19 protein-coding genes and 1 pseudogene are annotated in these 18163 nt (G+C 45.7%); 5 read left to right on the forward strand and 15 right to left on the reverse strand.

All coding sequences use genetic code 11. The features are described from left to right. The first annotated feature begins 70 nt into the window (after positions 1-70). A pseudogene (locus HOP45_RS14855) lies at positions 71-1148 on the forward strand (DUF3626 domain-containing protein). A gap of 90 nt (positions 1149-1238) precedes the next feature. Here the strand turns inward: HOP45_RS14855 and HOP45_RS14860 are convergent. The 6 genes from HOP45_RS14860 to HOP45_RS14885 all read right to left on the reverse strand — a co-directional run bounded on the left by HOP45_RS14860 (position 1239) and on the right by HOP45_RS14885 (position 5297). Beyond that, the gene (locus HOP45_RS14860; RefSeq protein ID WP_181350169.1) at positions 1239-1712 is read right to left on the reverse strand and encodes a thioesterase family protein; all 474 of its coding nucleotides are present in this window, start codon (positions 1710-1712) and stop codon (positions 1239-1241) included. Between the two features lie 22 nt (positions 1713-1734). Then, positions 1735-2703, reverse strand: coding sequence for a 3-hydroxyacyl-CoA dehydrogenase NAD-binding domain-containing protein (locus tag HOP45_RS14865; RefSeq protein ID WP_181350170.1), 969 nt, complete (start codon positions 2701-2703; stop codon positions 1735-1737). Continuing rightward, positions 2700-3596: a beta-keto acid cleavage family enzyme gene (locus HOP45_RS14870; protein WP_181350171.1), complete on the reverse strand. Its 897-nt coding sequence runs from the start codon at positions 3594-3596 to the stop codon at positions 2700-2702. Before HOP45_RS14870 ends, HOP45_RS14865 begins: the two co-directional genes overlap by 4 nt. Positions 3597-3862: 266 nt before the next feature. Beyond that, positions 3863-4399: a TetR/AcrR family transcriptional regulator gene (locus HOP45_RS14875; RefSeq protein ID WP_181350172.1), complete on the reverse strand. Its 537-nt coding sequence runs from the start codon at positions 4397-4399 to the stop codon at positions 3863-3865. A gap of 72 nt (positions 4400-4471) precedes the next feature. After that, positions 4472-4942 (reverse strand): NUDIX hydrolase, encoded by a 471-nt coding sequence (locus HOP45_RS14880; protein ID WP_181350173.1) that lies wholly within the window; start codon positions 4940-4942, stop codon positions 4472-4474. 25 nt (positions 4943-4967) lie between these two features. Continuing rightward, positions 4968-5297, reverse strand: coding sequence for an HIT family protein (locus tag HOP45_RS14885; protein WP_181350174.1), 330 nt, complete (start codon positions 5295-5297; stop codon positions 4968-4970). Between the two features lie 179 nt (positions 5298-5476). Between HOP45_RS14885 and HOP45_RS14890 the strand changes: the two genes are divergently transcribed. Beyond that, a complete protein-coding gene (locus HOP45_RS14890; protein WP_181350175.1) occupies positions 5477-5845 on the forward strand; it encodes an iron chaperone in 369 nt (122 codons plus the stop codon). Positions 5846-5901: 56 nt separating this feature from the next. Here the strand turns inward: HOP45_RS14890 and HOP45_RS14895 are convergent, their stop codons facing one another. The 7 genes from HOP45_RS14895 to HOP45_RS14925 form a co-directional block, all read right to left on the reverse strand. Further along, positions 5902-6999 (reverse strand): alanine/ornithine racemase family PLP-dependent enzyme, encoded by a 1098-nt coding sequence (locus HOP45_RS14895; protein ID WP_255437683.1) that lies wholly within the window; start codon positions 6997-6999, stop codon positions 5902-5904. Continuing rightward, a complete protein-coding gene (locus HOP45_RS14900) occupies positions 6996-8084 on the reverse strand; it encodes an N-acetyltransferase DgcN family protein (RefSeq protein WP_181350176.1) in 1089 nt (362 codons plus the stop codon). Before HOP45_RS14900 ends, HOP45_RS14895 begins: the two co-directional genes overlap by 4 nt. 240 nt (positions 8085-8324) lie before the next feature. After that, complete coding sequence (locus tag HOP45_RS14905) at positions 8325-8726, reverse strand: acyl-CoA thioesterase (RefSeq protein ID WP_181350177.1); 402 nt, start codon at positions 8724-8726, stop codon at positions 8325-8327. A gap of 97 nt (positions 8727-8823) precedes the next feature. Continuing rightward, complete coding sequence (locus tag HOP45_RS14910; protein WP_181350178.1) at positions 8824-9495, reverse strand: SIMPL domain-containing protein; 672 nt, start codon at positions 9493-9495, stop codon at positions 8824-8826. Positions 9496-9568: 73 nt separating this feature from the next. After that, positions 9569-10297, reverse strand: coding sequence for a YqcI/YcgG family protein (locus HOP45_RS14915; RefSeq protein WP_181350179.1), 729 nt, complete (start codon positions 10295-10297; stop codon positions 9569-9571). Positions 10298-10964: 667 nt separating this feature from the next. Continuing rightward, positions 10965-12848: a ribosomal protection-like ABC-F family protein gene (abc-f, locus tag HOP45_RS14920; RefSeq protein WP_255437684.1), complete on the reverse strand. Its 1884-nt coding sequence runs from the start codon at positions 12846-12848 to the stop codon at positions 10965-10967. 277 nt (positions 12849-13125) lie between these two features. After that, positions 13126-13590 (reverse strand): MarR family winged helix-turn-helix transcriptional regulator, encoded by a 465-nt coding sequence (locus HOP45_RS14925; protein ID WP_181350181.1) that lies wholly within the window; start codon positions 13588-13590, stop codon positions 13126-13128. A gap of 147 nt (positions 13591-13737) precedes the next feature. Here HOP45_RS14925 and HOP45_RS14930 point away from each other — a divergent pair, with 147 nt between their 5' ends. Continuing rightward, positions 13738-14349, forward strand: a complete 612-nt coding sequence (locus HOP45_RS14930) for a class I SAM-dependent methyltransferase (protein ID WP_181350298.1) — start codon at positions 13738-13740, stop codon at positions 14347-14349. Between the two features lie 14 nt (positions 14350-14363). Here HOP45_RS14930 and HOP45_RS14935 read toward each other — a convergent pair whose 3' ends face one another. Beyond that, on the reverse strand, positions 14364-15272 hold the full coding sequence (locus HOP45_RS14935) for a diacylglycerol/lipid kinase family protein (protein ID WP_181350182.1): 909 nt from the start codon (positions 15270-15272) through the stop codon (positions 14364-14366). 93 nt (positions 15273-15365) lie between these two features. Next, positions 15366-16028, reverse strand: a complete 663-nt coding sequence (locus HOP45_RS14940; RefSeq protein WP_181350183.1) for a DUF4396 domain-containing protein — start codon at positions 16026-16028, stop codon at positions 15366-15368. Between the two features lie 189 nt (positions 16029-16217). Between HOP45_RS14940 and HOP45_RS14945 the strand changes: the two genes are divergently transcribed. Beyond that, on the forward strand, positions 16218-16664 hold the full coding sequence (locus HOP45_RS14945) for a MarR family winged helix-turn-helix transcriptional regulator (protein WP_181350184.1): 447 nt from the start codon (positions 16218-16220) through the stop codon (positions 16662-16664). Position 16665: 1 nt separating this feature from the next. After that, the gene (locus HOP45_RS14950; protein ID WP_181350185.1) at positions 16666-18048 is read left to right on the forward strand and encodes an MATE family efflux transporter; all 1383 of its coding nucleotides are present in this window, start codon (positions 16666-16668) and stop codon (positions 18046-18048) included. The last annotated feature ends 115 nt before the right edge of the window (positions 18049-18163 follow it).

An 18163-nucleotide genomic window follows, 5' to 3' on the forward strand; every position in this document is an offset into this window, starting at 1 on the left:
GGGAAAAATCGAGGCTCAGTGAAGCCGTGTTAGACTATAATAAAGTTGAAATAGTAAAGGAGCAAAAGGTATGGAGTTAACACCATCACAACGACGGGCTTTAATACATATTACCGAGTATGCCAAAGCGCATAGCAGCAATTCTAAGGCCATAATAGATTGTATTAAAAATGTCTAATATCTCACGTGATGTTTTTGAAGACGCTGTGCACAATGTAAAACGTTACGCTAAAATCGGTTTACACTTCCACCCAGACCGACTGCTGCCCAACATGAAGAGTGTCGCTGAATCACTATTAGAAAAAGGAGAGTATAAGAGCCAGTTTGAAACATTCATCTCAAACGGAAGCGTCTCTGCATATTCGGGTGGGGCGCGTGATATGTGGGAAAAAGATTTGTTCGGAGGCGCTTATCAAACTGCAGGCTCATTGCTGAGCGAACGACCTAAATATGGAGCGTTGAATTTAATGTTACATCCAGACGGACCTTCTCCCCGGTTTGGGTCATGCTATTTGCTGTTATCACCTAACGTCTCACACCGGGCTACTTATACCTATTTGGACTCCCATCAGAATCCATCTGAAAAAGGGACATTTAAACAATTCGATATGGTGTTGGCTGCACTTCTTGAGGAGGTATTTTCACGAGATTTTGCCATTGGAGAGAAAGACCTTACTCCTGCTAAACTAATCAATCATTTTATGCATAATCTTGATCGAGATTCTAAGAATGTTAGTCATAAAACTGCCAGTCGAAATCTCAACCATTATATTGAGGCACAGGTTCACGGCCCGGTTTCTCTAAACGAGGATACAGACGTACTTGTTGCAGACCCCTGCTTTAAAAATACGAAAACTGGAAACATACTCAATGATATTTGCTTAGCATTTTCCATCGAACTGGTCTGGCACATGGGGTTCACCCTTAAGACAGATGACGTCCCTTACAACTTCAGAGGACCGACCATGCCATCATTGGCAAAACGGATTTCACATGGTGACACAATTGATGCAAGTAAGATAGGTTTAGCTGCAAAGAGTTTGAAAGAACACCCCCATTCTTGGGAAGATCGCGGACATTACGATGACGTTCTTCAAGAATTGAAGTTATTATGGCACGTATTAGTTAAATTTGGAAAACCTTTATAAGGTGGTATCCTCATATTTAAAAGGGCGCTGAATTGGTTTACAATTCAGCGCCCTTTTTACGGCTTGACGAACAATACTGCGTTCAGTTCATTATTTGCGTTTAATGCCTATTTGTCTGCCGGCTTGCTTAGGATTGCTCAAGTTCTGATGAGCCTCCCTCAAGCCATCAATGCGGCGTGCCACGTGTTCAGGGAACGGGCCAGGCCTTCCCTGAGTGGAGTCCATGCCCATCAGCATTTGTTCACTTGTGGCTATTGTCTCCCCTTGCGCATTTTTCATCGCAAAAAAGACGTGAAGCCGTTTCGTATCATCGTCTAAGAGCTGCACGCTAACACGCAGCGATTCCCCTTCAAGGGCTTCTTGCAAATAGCACAGATGTGTTTCTAACGTGAAAATGGTATAAGCATGATGTTCACGCGCTTGCGCATCAAGTCCAATAAAAGTCATAAACGCATCAACAGCTTCACTGAAAACGATCGCGTAGGCTGCATCGTTCATATGGCCATTGTAGTCTACCCATTCGTGATGGACCTGCTGCTGGTATGAAAAAGTTTCTTCGCTCACGTCATCCCTCCTATGCTGCTAATCAGTTTTTAGCTACTCCTTGTGATTGCGGCCAATAGTCTTCAACCAAATCAAGCAATTTAACGAGAAATTCGTTCCGCTTTCGTTCCAGTTCGGCAATCGATTCATCTCCAGCATGCGTGTCGCAGCCAGAGATGACTTTTTCCTTCAACTCATCGGTCAATTCTGGTGCTTCCAGCTTTGTCCACGGCTGTTTAAGGGCGGGACCGAATTGCTCAAGCATGTGACGCATGCCTTGATCCCCGCCAGCCAAATGGAAGGTGAGGAACGGCCCCATTTGAGCCCATCGCAGACCAGCCCCGTACACGATGGCATTATCCACTTCTTCTGTTGTAGCAATCCCGTCATTCACGATATGCAAGGCTTCCCGCCAGAGCGCTTCCATCAATCGATCTGCAACATGACCTTCAATTTCATGATGAACAATCAGCGGCTTCATGGCAACGTCTTGATAAAATTGCTCCGCGTGATGCAGCACGGCCGCATGTGTGTCCCTGCCTCCTACCAGTTCGACTAAAGGTAAAATGTAGACAGGATTAAACGGGTGTGCCACGATGACACGTTTCGGATGCTTCAGCCCATCCTGCAAAATGCTCGGCTTAATGCCCGACGTACTTGAGGCAATCACCGCGTCCTTCGGGGCGTGCTCGTCAATGCTTGATAAGACATGCTTCTTCAATTCTTCTCGTTCAGGGACATTTTCTTGAATCAAATCAGCTTCGCCCACTGCCTCGGCTAAATCATGAACAAATGTCAATTGAGCACGCTCCGCATTCGGAGCAAGTCCCATTTCTTTTAACGAAGGCCAAGCTTGCTGCACAGCATTTCGCGTTTTCGCTTCGGCCCCTTCAGCAGGATCATAGGCGATGACGTCATATCCATTTGCTAAAAACCGCGCGATCCAGCCATTGCCAATAACACCTGTACCGACGACAGTCAGCTTATTAATTGCTTGATTGGAGGAGGTCATGCTGAGCTGCCTCCTTTGGGATCGCGCAAGTTGAATTGAGCACGCGCTTCTTGAGGTGACAAAACGTGTATCCCATTGCCATGCAGCGTGTGGACCGCTTTTTCGACAAGCTGGTCGTTTCTGGCCGTCACCCCTTTACGCAAATAAATGTTATCTTCTAATCCGACCCGGACATTTCCGCCTAACAAAGCAGCCTGAGCCACAATCGGCATTTGCTTTCTCCCAATGCCGAAAGCAGACCAGCTGGCGTTTTCCGGTAAGCGATTTTTCATATACAGAATGGTTTCAGCGTCGGCTTCTGCTCCCCAAGGGATGCCCAGACAAAATTGGAACATGGGATCGCCGTCAACTAAACCTTCATCGATTAGTTGTTTGGCAAACCGAAGATGCCCCGTGTCAAAACACTCCAACTCTGGTTTCACACCACTTTGCTGAACTAATTTGGCCTGATCGCGAAGCCAGTCAGTCGGACTCATATAAACCATATCCCCGAAATTGACACTGCCGCAATCTAACGTGCACATCTCGGGAAGCAATTCGCCTACAGGTTCGTGACGCTCTTCAGGGCGCTGCATATCAGTGCCGTTTCCACCGGCAGCAGGCGTGTCCAAACTTGGGATGAAATCGCCGCCCCCGCCGGACGTGATATTAATGATGACATCCGTTTCAGATTCCCGGATCCGATCAACAATTTCCCGGTAATGATCCAGATCATGGCTGATTCCCGCCGTTTCTGGATCGCGGGCATGAACGTGGGCAACAGTTGCCCCGGCTTTAGCTGATGCAATCGCTGCCTCAGCAATTTCCTTTGGTGTGACAGGGACGTCCGGATTTTTGTGTGTCGTGTCGCCTGCCCCTGTTACAGCTGCTGTCAGTAATACTTTTTGACTCATCGTATTTCCTCCTTTGGAATATTTCTATCATATAGATGGTTTATTTATTGATTAACACATCAAACTATACCATCCAGACGGTAATGTTTCAACCCCGTTTCACCGCTGAATATACCGACTTGCAAAGAAATCACTAAAAGTTGCTTATAAATTCGGGGAAGTCGCTTAGAAAATCGAATGAGTTGCTTAGAAAGCGGTCAATGTTAACAAGAAAACCTCCAAAGTCGACCAGAACAGCATAAAAAAATGACCCGCTCTCCAGCAGGTCACTCGTTCGCCCAATCTTGTAACGTTTGATACACTTCTTGTTTCTTCTCTTCTTCAATTTGATAGATGTCAAAAAGCTCAGAGAGCCACATGCCATCGATCGCCAGACGCAGTATCGTCGCTTTGACGGGATCCAGCCCATCATGCTCAATTTCATGCTGCCATTCGGCATAAGCATCACGGATCGGGTCGAGCAAGTCTGAATTAACCGCCTTGGCTGCGAGCAATCCAGCATTCATATCCTTATTTTGATAACTTTGTTTAAACGTGACATCCAGAAACGCTCGCGTCCATTTTCCCTTTTCTTTGGGATCGGCCTCAGCATTATTCGCTATTTTTTCACTGTAATTATTCGCTAAATGTTCCACCATGCCTTGCACGAGCGCTTCCTTTGAAGGATAGTGATAAAGAAGGCCGCCTTTGCTGATCCCGGCCTGTTCGGCCACCGCTTCCAACGTTAAATTAAATATGCCGCGCTCCCTAACGATACTTGATGCCGCGTGAAGAATATCTATTTTGCGAGAACTTCTGCTCATGCTTATCTCCTTCATCTAAATGTGTTAAATATTATATCACGCTCATTACTATACCAGCTGGACGGTCTCCTATCAACTCGATCTGCAGTCTTTAGTTTGCAGGTCATTCAAGTAAGGCGTTATATAGGAACGATATTCATCAGTCAATCCGTGCGGAAGATCATCCAGTTGAAAAAATTGAATATCGTGCGATTCAGTTCGATCGATAACCACCCTACCTATTACCTCCTCCGTCAAGTAAACAGCAGTAACAGAATAGAGTTCATCTCCATTCGCTACCTTAAAATAGTACGCCTCCCCGGAAAAAACGCCTAACAGCTTTAGCGCTCCAACCTCTAATCCAGTTTCTTCTTTCACTTCCCGACGTGCAGTCTCTTCCAGGCTTTCTCCTAATTCCATCAAGCCACCCGGAAGGCCCCATCCTCCATCGGTTCTTTGCTGAAATAACAACTCACGGTTTTCATTTAAGGCTAAGACCACAGATCCTGTCAGAATCAACGGCCTATGCCCTACTAATTGTCTGAGTTCACTGACGTAGTCCACTCTAACACTCCTAAATTCAGGTATCTCATTTTATTTTTTCACCATGAACGATATGCCAGTGCAAGTGCTTGGATTCCTGGTATGCTCCTAAGTTGGTCATCACGCGGCAGGCACCGTACTCTGCTTCGATTGTCGAAGCAACATGTTGAACTGTTTCCACTAATTCATCCAGGGTATTTTTGTGTTTTGCTTCTACCGTTGTAAACGAGGGGATATGTACCTTAGGGATGGCTACAATATGAACCTCGTAAAACGGCCGCGTATGATAATAAGCTAGTGTAGACGCCGTTTCATAGAATTTATCTACTTCTATGTTTCCGCTTAACACTTCTTCGCAATAAAAATCCTGCCCCATGCCATTCCTCCATTACTTCGTTGTCCTAACTATCTTTCAACGGAAACGATACCGATTCCTTTTTTGTAGTGGAATCATGATATAATCAAGTCGAGAATAGGGGATAATGGACTAAAGCCGGAGCGCGTTGTTTCGTTTTATCACCACATAATATCATACAAATGTTAGGAGGGAAGCACGTGAACGTATTTGAAAATTACCTAGCTGGTATCGATCATCCAGATCACCGGGAGCGAACGGAGGAAATCTTAAAGTGGGTTGGTAACACCTATCCCCAATTAGAACCGCATATCAAGTGGAATACGCCGATGTTTTCAGATCACGGCACATTTATCATCGGTATATCCACAGCGAAACATCACTTAAGCGTAGCACCTGAAGAAGTATGCATGACGCATTTCGCCGATGAGATTAAACAAGCTGGCTACAGCTCAACCAAAGGCTTGTTTCGGATTCCCTGGAAAGATCCGGTCAATTATGACTTGCTTGGGAAAATAATCGAATTTAACATTGAGGATAAAGCAGAATACACGAACTTTTGGCGGTAAATAGAACCCAAAAAAGGGCTGTCGCGTTTTTCTCGACAGCCCTTTTTACGGTATTACTAGGATACTGTGTTCAATTCCTGAGTGGCAATGACATACTTCTTAGCTACATACGGGGAGGTCATCACTGACAACAGCGCTCCGTAATCAAGATCGAAGGCAACCTCGTCCCCCGGAGATAATGGCGCATTCTTCGTATCGATCAACGTGTGGTCGCTGCTTGCTCCCAAGATTTCAATGTCGCTTTTCGGTGTTAACCCGGTCACGATAACGTCTTGCAACCCTGAGCCCAATATCGCACGTTTCATGAGTCCTTTATCAGTGAAGGTGGTGGTGTTGCCAAAGGCGTCCTGCCCCCGTTCACCGTAGGGTGCGGAAGGTTTGACTTTCGTTTCGATCACTTCGGAAACAAACGTGAAGGCGTCGGTAAATAAACCGGGAATTGCTTCTCTCTCTAGCGTTTCCCGCCCTAAATAAATCGACTCTCCTAACCGCAAGTTGTTGATTCGGCCGACATCATCACACGTGCTAAACCACTGGTAATTAGCTGAATTCCCGCCGGAAACAAACTCCAAATCCAATCCAAATGTAGTGTCAAGGTCGTCAGCAAGTTGCGAAAGAGCATTCATTTTCGCCGGACTTGGCTTAACTCCGCCAAAACAGGCAAAATTGGCTCCGATGCCGACAATGCGAACTCCGCGCATCTGCAGAATTTTTCGGACTGTTGATTTTACATCTTCCGGCATGATGCCTTCCCGGAGATCTCCCATTTCCACCATGAGAATAATCTCGTGCATGGTGTTTTGCGCCAGCGCCTCTGTTGAGAGCTTTTGGATGACAGCAAGCTCTGTATTCAAACTGATGTCTGCATATTTTACTACCACGTCAAGCTCACTCATCGCAGGTGTTCGCAACAATACGAATCGGGCTTCAATACCTGCTTCACGCATTGTCTTCAAGTTGGCGATTCTAGAATCGCTCAACGTACGGATCCCTTTATCGACAAAGACTTGCGCAATGGTTGGGTCACCGCAGACTGTTTTAGTGACTCCCATGACTTCAATACCTTTCCTGCCGTATAACGCAACAAGCTGTTCTACATTATGAGCGATTTTATCTAAATTGATATCAACGCGGGGCAGCCTGACTTTGTTCAATTGACGAGTACACGGTCAAGCTTCTGGTTCAAGGCCGGGAATGTGTCGCATAAACCTGATACCAATTTATCGCATCCATATTCCAATACATCCGTAACCGGGATGTTGAGATCCGTTTCATACTGATGGATCGCATCGCGAATTTCTTCAGAAGTCATGTTCTCATGGTTGATGGTGACAGCCATCACGTTTGAACCCGAGAATGTTTCAATGAGATGAATTTCACTTTCTAGTGTCGGCATCTCGACAAACGGGAAGTCCCCAAGAACTTTACGTTTGGGTGGATGCTGGACGATGACCGTTCCTGGACGCGCCCCTTTCAAAATGCCAGATGAACTGATGTAAGCGGGGTGGCTTAATGCCCCTTGTCCTTCCACAATCACTACATCCGGATGTTCTGTGTCATGAGCTTTCATAATCTCGTTTTCAATTTCACCGGTAATGAATTGCGAAGGCAGCGCATCGATGGCCGCTCCATATTTAGCGCCTTGAATTAACCCGGTTTGGCCTGTGGCAATTAGTGCAACGTTCAAGCCCCGTTTCACTAACGCTTCTTCGAGCAGTACTGCCGTCGTCCGCTTGCCCACCGCTCCATCTGTTCCTAATACAGCTATGACAGGCGTATCAATATGAAAAATCCTTCCGGAAAACAAATGTAAATCCTTTTTCTGCGGCGGCTTACGGACATCCTGGATCGTGACGTGATATCGTTTAGCCGTCGCCATAAATTCAGCATCATCTGTAAAAAATTCATGCAGCGTATTCACGATGTGCATCTCTTTTTTCATGGCTTCGATTACAATTTTTCTTTCGTTTTCTTTTAAAAAGGCTTCAGATGGAGCGATACCGTAGATGAAGTACTCAGGTCGAATGGCCAAATGGATGAAAGCATGGTCGATGCTCGCAAATATCGGGATGCCGTTTTTTTCGCCTTGCAGGCATTCTCCCGCATCAAGTCCGGCCTTGGTGCTGTCAATGACGCCGACAATTTCATATTTCTTAGAATCTCTGACCAAACCATTTGCTGTTTTGCCATCCATTGTACCGAATTCATTTTCACAGTATACAATTGCAGTTTTCTTCATCTAACGTCCACTCCTATTGATTTAGGTTAAAAATATTTTAGAATATTCTTCCATTTAAAGCCATAAAAAAACACCTGACCATTTGATAGATTCAAGAGACCCAGGGACCAAGAAACAAAAGGCAGGTGTTCATGCATGGACAATGTATTATTTCTCCGTCTTTAATTATACCACACATTTTGAAGAAACAAGCTTTTAAATCCAAATATTTCAAAATAATAGAATATACCTACAAAATCCTTAAGCTTCAGGCTCGTACACATGCTTCGCGAGCTCCGAGCGAATGGCCTCCGGAATTGGTTCAGACCGCTCTGCCTCCAGATTGTAATTGACGTAGGTCGCATGGCCTTTCGCACATATACGATCCTGTTGATAGATTTCCTCGTATAATGTCAAACTGGCATTTCCGATTTTTTCTACCCATGTGTTGACGATGACGTCGGTCCCAAAATAAATTTGGCTGATATATTCAACGTTCATATTCAGGATGATCATTTTCCAATTCAAAAAGGAATCATCTGGTGTAAACAGCTTGAATATCTCGTTCCGGCCGGCTTCAAACCAGATCGGAAGCGTCGTATTATTGATGTGACCCACCCCGTCTGTTTCAGACACACGGGGTTCGATGATTTTCCGGTACATATATCGGACTCCATTCTCGGTTTAAAATCAGGTGGTTGCCACCTTGTTAATCCTTTTCAACGCTGTTCATCAAAATTCCTTCTTTTCCTCAGACGCGTCAGGCGAAATAGTGGTATTGCACATCTACTGTTGCCTTTATTTCCAATTGGCCGGGTTCCACCGGCGTCGCGCTCGCAGATTGCGTTTTGAATACAGCCGTATTGAACGGATCCGGGGAATCACTATTCCGTTCAGCGATCTTAATCGGAACGGGGTCCAATTTGACACCCAGCTTTTCAGTCATTGCCCGTGCCTTTCCCGCAGCATTCTCTAATGCCAGTGTCAAAGCTTGTTGATAATAAAGGGACGGGTGGTTAACCGTAAAGTTGATGTCCAGGACCCGGTTCGCTCCATTCTGCACGGCGGTATCAATTACGGTACCTGTTTGATTAATCTCGGCAATTTTAACGGACAGCATATGTGTGACTTGATAGCCTCGGAATTCCTGTTTTCCATCGACATAATCGTACTGCGGTTGAATTGAATAGTCGATGGTTTGGATCATCTCCGGTGGGATTCCGAGCTGCTGCAGCGATTGGATCACCTGGTTCATAGTTTCGGCGTTGGTTTCTTGCGCTTCGGTGAGGGACATCGCCTGAGTGATGACACCCAGTTCGACATCAGCACGATCAGGTTTTACAGCCACCGCGTCGCTGCCTTCTACAGTCATGATGCGATAGGAGGGTGCACGGTGCCGGTCGGGTGCAGGGTTAGTCGGGTAATAAAACATTTTCCTTCGCCGCCCTTCTTTTCATTACGTTATTTCATGAATCCGTCTTTTTTCCATAACAAGCGTGAAGCAACTAGTTGTGACGAAACGGGCATTGACCCTGAATCGGCTTTACATCATCGCCGATAAAATACTGTTTCCACTCCCTGTGACCCGTGTCGCCATAATGACTGATATTCGGATGTTTCGGAAGTCCGTCCCACTTTTCCACACGTTCACGGACTTTAGCACGGGACATGATGCCTCCTTCAGAGGTCCCTTCCAGCCCTTTAAAAATACGGCGTGGTTGAAACCCTAATACTAAGCCATTTCCAAGATCCCTTGTTTTTCTTTGTTTGTACGCCGGGGCATTGCCAAACGTGAAAAAGGGTTCCCCCGCAAATGAGAATGCCCATAAGTGGTGCTCCGGGTCCTCGGGATAATCCGGCGGCCATGGTTTTGTATCTTGATCATGAAGATACTGCAGCACTTCCCAAAAATAGCGCCGATAATAGGAGAGCGTTTGCGTTTCAATTTCGGGTTCGACAAACAGAAACAACCCATGACGAATAAATGTGGTTTGGTGCTCAAATAACCCCACGAATGACTCGAGTGTCCGGGGCAAATGTGACCAATCATCATGTGTGATATAGGAATACCGCAACTCCCCGCGCTTTTGTGCTGATTTCCCAAAGTAGCAAGGAAACGTTTCATCAGTCACGATGCTACGAAAGATCTTATACTCCTGGATCAGCCAGGCGGGGACACGATCAGGCTTTGTCATATCTTCCCTGGTCAACAGATGACCACCCATTTCAGCCATACCTGTTACCTCCCATCCGATTTCTCTCCTTATGTTTCAGTGGTTGGTTGGAACGAAGCGCTCTTCAATTATTAGACAGAATAGTTGATAACTAGATTCAGATATAAAAGGGCATTATATAGGATAAAATGATGTATCACTACTTACCATGTCTAGCTAAGCGAAGCAGTTAAATGCGACTGCCAAATTAACAAGAGAGATTCAAGCTACATATATTTTCCCTGAAGAAAGGCCGTTCACCAAGATAATCACGGGGTGGTTTGGAAACGACGAGACTCCATCATGAAAGCGGAGGCGTCTTGGTCAGCGGCGTATGGACTGGACTGAGCTGAAGGAGATAAAGGAAACACGAAGAACGACGTGATTCGATGTTGACTTATCGTACAGAAGCGAGGGAAGTCTCACTAGCCGCTAGGCCGGAGCTGGATAGTTCAAGTAATGGCAACAAGCGACCGAGGAGGCTTGCCGGTTCCCCGTAGGAAAGCGAGTTGTTTCCAAGCCAACCCGCGCTTTTATAATGTATCGGCCCCCAACCAATCCTGAAACTGATTCTTTCAGGGAATTATTGATGACCTGTACACATTACTTTATTACAGCTTGCTGCTAAATATTAACGCATTCTTCAAGATAAAAAACACGCTGGCGCTCTGCCAGCGTGTTCGCAATACTATTCTTCCACCCATTTGGCATAAAGTGCTTCAAGCTCATCATTCAACCGATCCTTCTCTTTCTGCCATTTCATCAATTCGTCCAGCGCGTCAGTTGCTTGCATGAGGTTTTCAACCTCCTCAATCTGCGTTTCAAGTTGACCGATCTCGTGCTCTGCTTGCTGTTCATCGATAACGAGCGCTTCCTGTTCTGTCTCGTTTGAACGTTGCTCATTAACGGGAGACTGTTGCGTTTTCTTCGTGTCTTGCGCTAGTTGCCGATCAGCCAGCACCCTTTCCCATTTATCCTTTGTTTCTGAAAAAGTGCCAGGGTATCGGTGCAGCAGCCCTTCGACCAGATAAGCGGTTTCGTTAAAACATTGATTTAAGAAATAACGGTCATGCGAGACACCGATTACGGTTCCGGAAAACCGTCCCAGTGCTTCTTCCAACACTTCTTGCGATTCAATGTCCAGGTGGTTTGTCGGCTCATCGAGCACGAGGACGTTTACGCCTTGATGCATGAAGATGGCCAGCTTCACCCTCATCCTTTCGCCACCGCTTAATTGCGACAGCTTTTGGAATACGGTATATCCGAAAAACATGAACTGCGCTAATATGTGACGCGCCTGTGGTTCTGTTACACGGATATGCTCACGAAAATAATCAATCATTCTCGTATCAGTGTCCGCTTCCTTCAAAGGGGTTTGGGATAAATAACCGAGTGTAACCGAACTTCCCCGTTTCACCTCACCATGATCAGGCTGCTCTTCTCCCAACAGGATTTTGATCAACGTTGTTTTTCCGCTGCCATTGGGTCCCACAATAGCTAAGCTTTCCTGGTAACGCACGTGCAGGTCCACTTTATTTAAGATGCGACGATCTCCGAATGTTTTGGAAACCTGATCGAGCACCACGACATCTGTACCGCTACGTTCTTCAGCCTCGAGCTTTAGATTCATTTTCTTCGGGTCCAGAACCGGGCGTTCCACTTTTTCCATCTTTTCTAACGCCCGCTCCATGCTTTTGGCTTTTTTAAACAATTTCGGGTTAGGGGGTGTCGCTTCATTTGCCCATTGACGCAGCCTCCTAATCGCTTCTTTAATCTTCTTTATTTTCTTTTGCTGCTCTTGGTAGTCTTTGAATTCAGCTAACAGTTTTTCTTCCTTTTGCTTTTCATAGGAGGTGAATCCCCCTTTAAACTTTGTGATGTCCCCATTCTCCAAATCGGCGATGGCGGAGACCGCTTGATCAAGAAACGACCGATCGTGGGAGATGATGCAAACAGCTCCTTCATACTGGGCGATATACTGCTCCAGCCATTCAATGGCTTCCAAGTCCAGGTGATTGGTCGGCTCGTCAAGTAACAGTACATCTGGCGAGGACAGCAGAACCTTGGCTAAGCCAAGCTTCGTCTTCTCTCCTCCGCTTAACTGGGCAAACGGCTCTTCAAGCAAATGCATTAATCCAAGGCCGGATGCTACACGGTCGATATCGGCTTCCATTTCGAATCCTCCAGCTTGCATGAAGGCTTCCTGAAGTTGGCCATAACGCGATAACGCTCGTTCCATGCGTTCCGGATCCTGCATCGCTGCTTCTAAATCGCGCATCTCCTCAATCATGGCTAATACGTGCTGAAAGCTTGATTCCAGGAAAGACCGGGCATTCCCTTCCCATTCTGAGGGGATTTGTTCCAAATAGCCGATGGTCACGCCTTTCTTAATAAATAAATCGCCTCCGTCCAGAGCTTCTTCCTGGGTAAGCAGCCGGAACAAGGTGGATTTGCCGCTGCCGTTGCGCCCTACTAGGCCGATTTTTTCCTGGGCTTTCAATTCAAAGTTAATCGCTTCAAATAAAACACTGCCGCCGACAATTTTATAGGCATCTTTTAATGTAATGATCATCATATTTTCCTCCTAAAGACAAAAAACGTCAGAGGTGTCCTGCACCTCTGACGCTTGCATAATAAATTATGATTTAATCAGGCATGAGACACTATTTTCCATTATTTAACTGATAAAAAAGACACACGTATCCTGTCATCAGTTAAATCATGGATAATCGCGCGATAAACATACAGGGATTCACAGTTCAGCCCGCGCGAATAATTGAATAGCATCTCTCTACCTCCTTTATCCTTAGGATATTACATATGAGTATAACAGACGAAAGGCCCGTTTGCTAGTTATTTTGTTGATCGGCATACTTCCCAAGCTTCTTCAGCAAGGCGATCGCCTGCTCTTTTTCCTCCGTTGACAAACCATCCGTAATCGCTTCGATCTGTTTCCAATGATCGGGGAAAATGCGTTTGAGCAACTGTTCTCCTGCTTCTGTAATAGCAGCATAGGTTATCCGACGATCTTCCGGGCATGCTTTACGCTCAAGCAGCCCTTTCTTTTCCAATTTATCGACTACATACGTGATACTCCCGCTTGCAAGCAGTATCTTTTCGCCGATTTTCTGCAACGGTTGCTCGCCGTTATGATAAAGCAATTCTAATACCCCAAACTCTGTAGGGTTCAGACCGTGATGTCGAATATCATCTTTTACAAGATCGGCCACCGCTCGTTCTGCTTTCGACAGGACGACAAACAACTTCAGCGATGGGTCTTGTTTCTTTTCTCTATACCGTTCCTGTTCATCCATACGTCTTCTTCCCTTCTCCATGATACGTGCGCATTATGCCGACCCGAGAGGGCTTTGTCCCGATGTCATGATTGGTTGCAACGATCATTTTATGACATAATGACAGTGTTCTACTTATTTTATCATATTGAAAGCGGTGAATACGAATTGGTAGAGGATACAGGAGAACGCGTCATTCCCGCGTTTATGAAAGCTTCCAATAAATTGTTATTAGAACATATGGCCAGATACCAATTTGCCCTGCCTTACGCCCATGGCAGAGTTTTGGATTTATCCTGCGGGGCAGGTTACGGGACGCACATGACAGCTAAGGAACGCAAACAGGATGTCGATCAAGTCATTGGCGTGGATATCGATCAAGCCATTATCGATTACGCTCGCTGCGAATACTACCACCCATCCTCCCACTTTTATGTGATGGATGCAGTAGATCCGGCGCTCCCGGACAAGCTCGGCACCTTTGATACGATCCTCAGTTTTGAAACTTACGAACATATCGCGGAGGAACAACAGTTATTGACCAATTATTATCATTTACTAAAGAAAGGCGGCACACTGATCGTGTCGACACCTTTCGGTCAAGGAAGAGGAAAAGCTTGCGGCTCTCCCTTTCACGTCCACCAATTAACACCGTCAGAATTCCAGAACCTATTTGGTGACTATGCCGAGGTGGAATATTTTTATCAAAAAGGCGTGCTGATTGAACCACCTCGCCAAAACATCCATTACCCGCTCGGCATAGCCGTCTGTCGGAAATAGCAAACCTTAAAGAATCAATTGAATCCCGAGGTATTATTTTCTAAAAAGGTGAGGTGGCGCGGCAGCACGGTAATGGTAGAGGGGGTCTCCCCGTCTATTTCCCCGTCCATATCCAACTCTTGTACAGGTTCTGTTGTGATTTCAATGCGTTCAGCTTGCTTATGTGCCAATTCCTCGAAATTATTTTCAGCTGTCCATGGTTGGTTCATGGCCAGAATTTCACGGAATAGCTTCAAGTTCGAGTTCTTGACCACCAAAACATCCAATTTCCCATCGTCAGAGCTGATCGATGGAATCGGTATCTGTCGCGTCCCGATAAAACGTCCATTCATGACGACAATCATAACCGCCTCATCTTCAATAGTTTCACCATCGATGGTCATCTTGAATGAAAAAGGGCTGACTTGATTCATGGTCTTAAGCGCGCTCATAAAGTAACTCAGAACACCGAAGCGGCTCTTTTGTTGTTTATCAATATTGAACGAAGCTTCCGTCACAAGACCGATGCCCCAGAAATTAATGAAATACTCCTCTCCAAGCTTGCCGACGTCCACACGGGTCTCAGATCCTTGAATCAGGGCGTTCGCTGCTTGCTGGATGTTTTGAGGGAGATTCAACATACGGCTGAAATCATTGCAGGTGCCTCCCGGAAGCACCCCGACGACAGGTGGTGACTCCATCGTGGCCAGCACATTGATGCATTCATGAATCGTGCCATCTCCTCCGAGCACCAACATTAAATCGACTTCCTCTGCATGCGTGCGACAGGCGTCTTTAAACTCGTCAATGCTCTTCGTCTGTAATAAGTGTAAATGTTTAATTTCCTGCGCCAACACCGGAACAGATTGTGAGAGCTTCATTTCAATATCTTCTCCCCCGGCATTGCCATTATAAATTAATATTCCACGTTCATAACGGGGCATCGTCCTCCTCCTTCGCTTACCTTTCTACCCTATGTTTTCCACTTCATGGCTGCTTGAAACACAGGGGGCAAGCCTATCTTCGTAGGTCGTTTTTCACATCGCTTCTTTTATTCCTTTTTTCACGAGCCATAGGTTAGCTGGATAACTGGTAAGGAACCCTAGAATCATGGCAATTTGCATCATAAACCAATACGTGAAACCACTAGGCTTGGGTGGTTCTGAAAACAAGACGAAATGGACGAGAGCCATCCAGCCGAACATGCCGACTTCAAATGCAACAAGCGATAACGTATCGGCTTTAATAGCTGATTTAATAGCATGAAATTTACCCTTCGATTGATTCATCGGGTAAATCGCCCAAAATTGAAAAATGATGCCAAATAGATAGGCTAATGAAAACTGAATGGCATAATGAGCAAGCAGAGTGGAACCAACAATAGCCATACCTGTGATCATGACAATGGGTACACCCACAGCGTCCCCTAACGTACAGCCTGCCGAACAATGACTCGTCGACATAAACACTTTTGCCCTCTCTCCTCGATTGTCTTCTGTCTGAGCATCTTTAGCCTTCAAACGCCCCCATTTATAATAGGTCCAAAGTGCAACCGGCCCAAAGAACCATCCATTTATCGGCCACACCACATTCATGATCGCCATCATCTGAGGGTGCCGCACGATATCCACGATGATGATGAGCGACGATAATCCCCCTATAAGAAGTGCTGCCAAAGCGATAATCGTTAAGCTGTCCATTGCTATCACCTTCCTTACGATATCTCCATTCAACAATACCCCCATCCCGTTTATACTTAAACACACTCTTATCGTTAGTAAGCTAAATAAATATTTCGATAAATCCTCCTGATATTTGGCAATATTTATCGGTTTACTTTTCGTATGTTTACCTATATACTTAGTATTCGTTTAGGAGGCTAAGTAATTATGGAACGAAATTTTCAACAAAAAATCGGCTACAACATTCATGTCATTTCCCATTTCATTCAAAATATTTATAACGAAAAACTGGCTGAATACGGTTTAACGATGTCACAAGCTAAAGTGATCTATTTTCTCGCTCAATCTGGTGAACACACACAAACGGATCTGCAAAATAAGCTCTACATCAAGCCATCTTCCATGAACGGTATTCTTGAATCACTATTGAAAAACGCTTTAGTCGAGAAACGCGAAAGCCCAGAGGATCGAAGAACGAAATTGATCCAATTGACAGAGAAAGGCAAAAACTTCGATGCGCACATATGGGAGGTCATTCTTGGTTTAGAAGAATTGATAGGAGAAGGGTTTTCCACCGAAGAAATTCAAATGCTGAACGCTTGGCTGATTAAAATGAAGCAAAACCTGACTTCCTACTGTACAGGAGGAGAATAATATGAAAGAACAAAGTCAACGTCTAGGCACTCAGCCTATCCCTAAATTACTCTGGAATTTATCTGCCCCGGCCATGATCGGTATGTTTGTCATGGCCCTCTATAACGTCGTTGACACCTTATTTATCGCCCGTGGCGTCGGTATCATGGGTGTAGCAGGTGTCAGTATCGGCTTCCCTGTAATGATGATCATCATGGCCATTTCGGCTGCCATTGGTATCGGCGGTGCCTCTGTCATTTCAAGGCGCTTAGGTGAAGAACGTCCGGAGCAAGCGAATTACGTCTTTGGCAACATTCTCTTTATGGTTGTTGCCGTCAGCTTGATTGGCTTAATCGGAGCCTTCACCTTCATGGAGCCGCTGCTGATCCTATTCGGTGCAACGCCTGATATCCTGCCGTATGCCACCGATTATCTGTATCCGATCATGCTCGGCTCCATCTTTTTCTCATTCGCCTTTACGACGAACAACATCATTCGCTCAGAAGGCAATTCCCGTTTTGCGATGATGACGATGATCATCCCAGCCGTCTTGAATATTGCACTTGATCCAATTTTTATATTCGTCCTTGATATGGGCGTAATGGGAGCTTCAGTGGCAACGGTCATCTCCCAGGCCTCTGTATCCATTATTGTGCTCCGCTATTTTCTGGGAGGCAGCAGTACATTGAAAGTCCGCCTGGCAAATTTGAAACCTGATTTCACGCCGATCAAGGAAGTCATTAACATCGGTATGCCAGCGTTTGTCCGCCAGGTAGCCGGTAGCGGCATGATGATCGCGATCAACTTCATGCTGATTAAGTTTGGAGGAGAATTTGAAGTCGGCGTATTTGGCATTGTCCAAAAAGTGACCCTGTTTGCGATTATGCCCATGATCGGTGTCCTGCAGGGGATGCAGCCCATTATCGGGTACAATTACGGGGCCCAGAACTACGACCGATTACGAGAAACAATCATTTTGGGCATGAAAGTCGTCACCACCATTTCAGCGATTGTCTTTGTCGTGATGATGATCTTCCCCGAAGTCTTAATGCAAATTTTCACGGGTGATGCCACCACCATTGAATCAGGCGCCCACGCTATGCGGATTATGTTCGCGCTAGCCATATTGATCGGGATCCAAGTTGTCAGCGGCGGCCTATACCAGGCTCTGGGCATGGCGAAACCAGCTATGGTTCTCTCCATGGCCCGACAAGTTTTATTCCTTATTCCGCTCGTTTTGATTCTGCCGTATTTCTTTGAAGTAACGGGCGTGTGGCTCGCCTTCCCACTTTCCGATATACTCGCGTTCACTTTGTCCGTCTTCTATCTTTACAAGGACCGGCATTTGTTCTTTAAGTTCCCAAATCATGATGATAATAGCTATGCAACAGCCCCATCTTCTTAAATGACGCAGGCACCTCTAATGCAGGGGTGCCTGTTTTAGTCAGAAATGTACGTTTTGCGCATAAATCCTCGAGTTTGCCGCATAAATCGAAAAAGTTGCTCATAAATTGGGGAAA

The organism is Thalassobacillus sp. CUG 92003 (genome assembly GCF_013618635.1).
In the GTDB taxonomy this organism is placed as follows: Bacteria; Bacillota; Bacilli; order Bacillales; family Halobacillaceae; genus CUG-92003.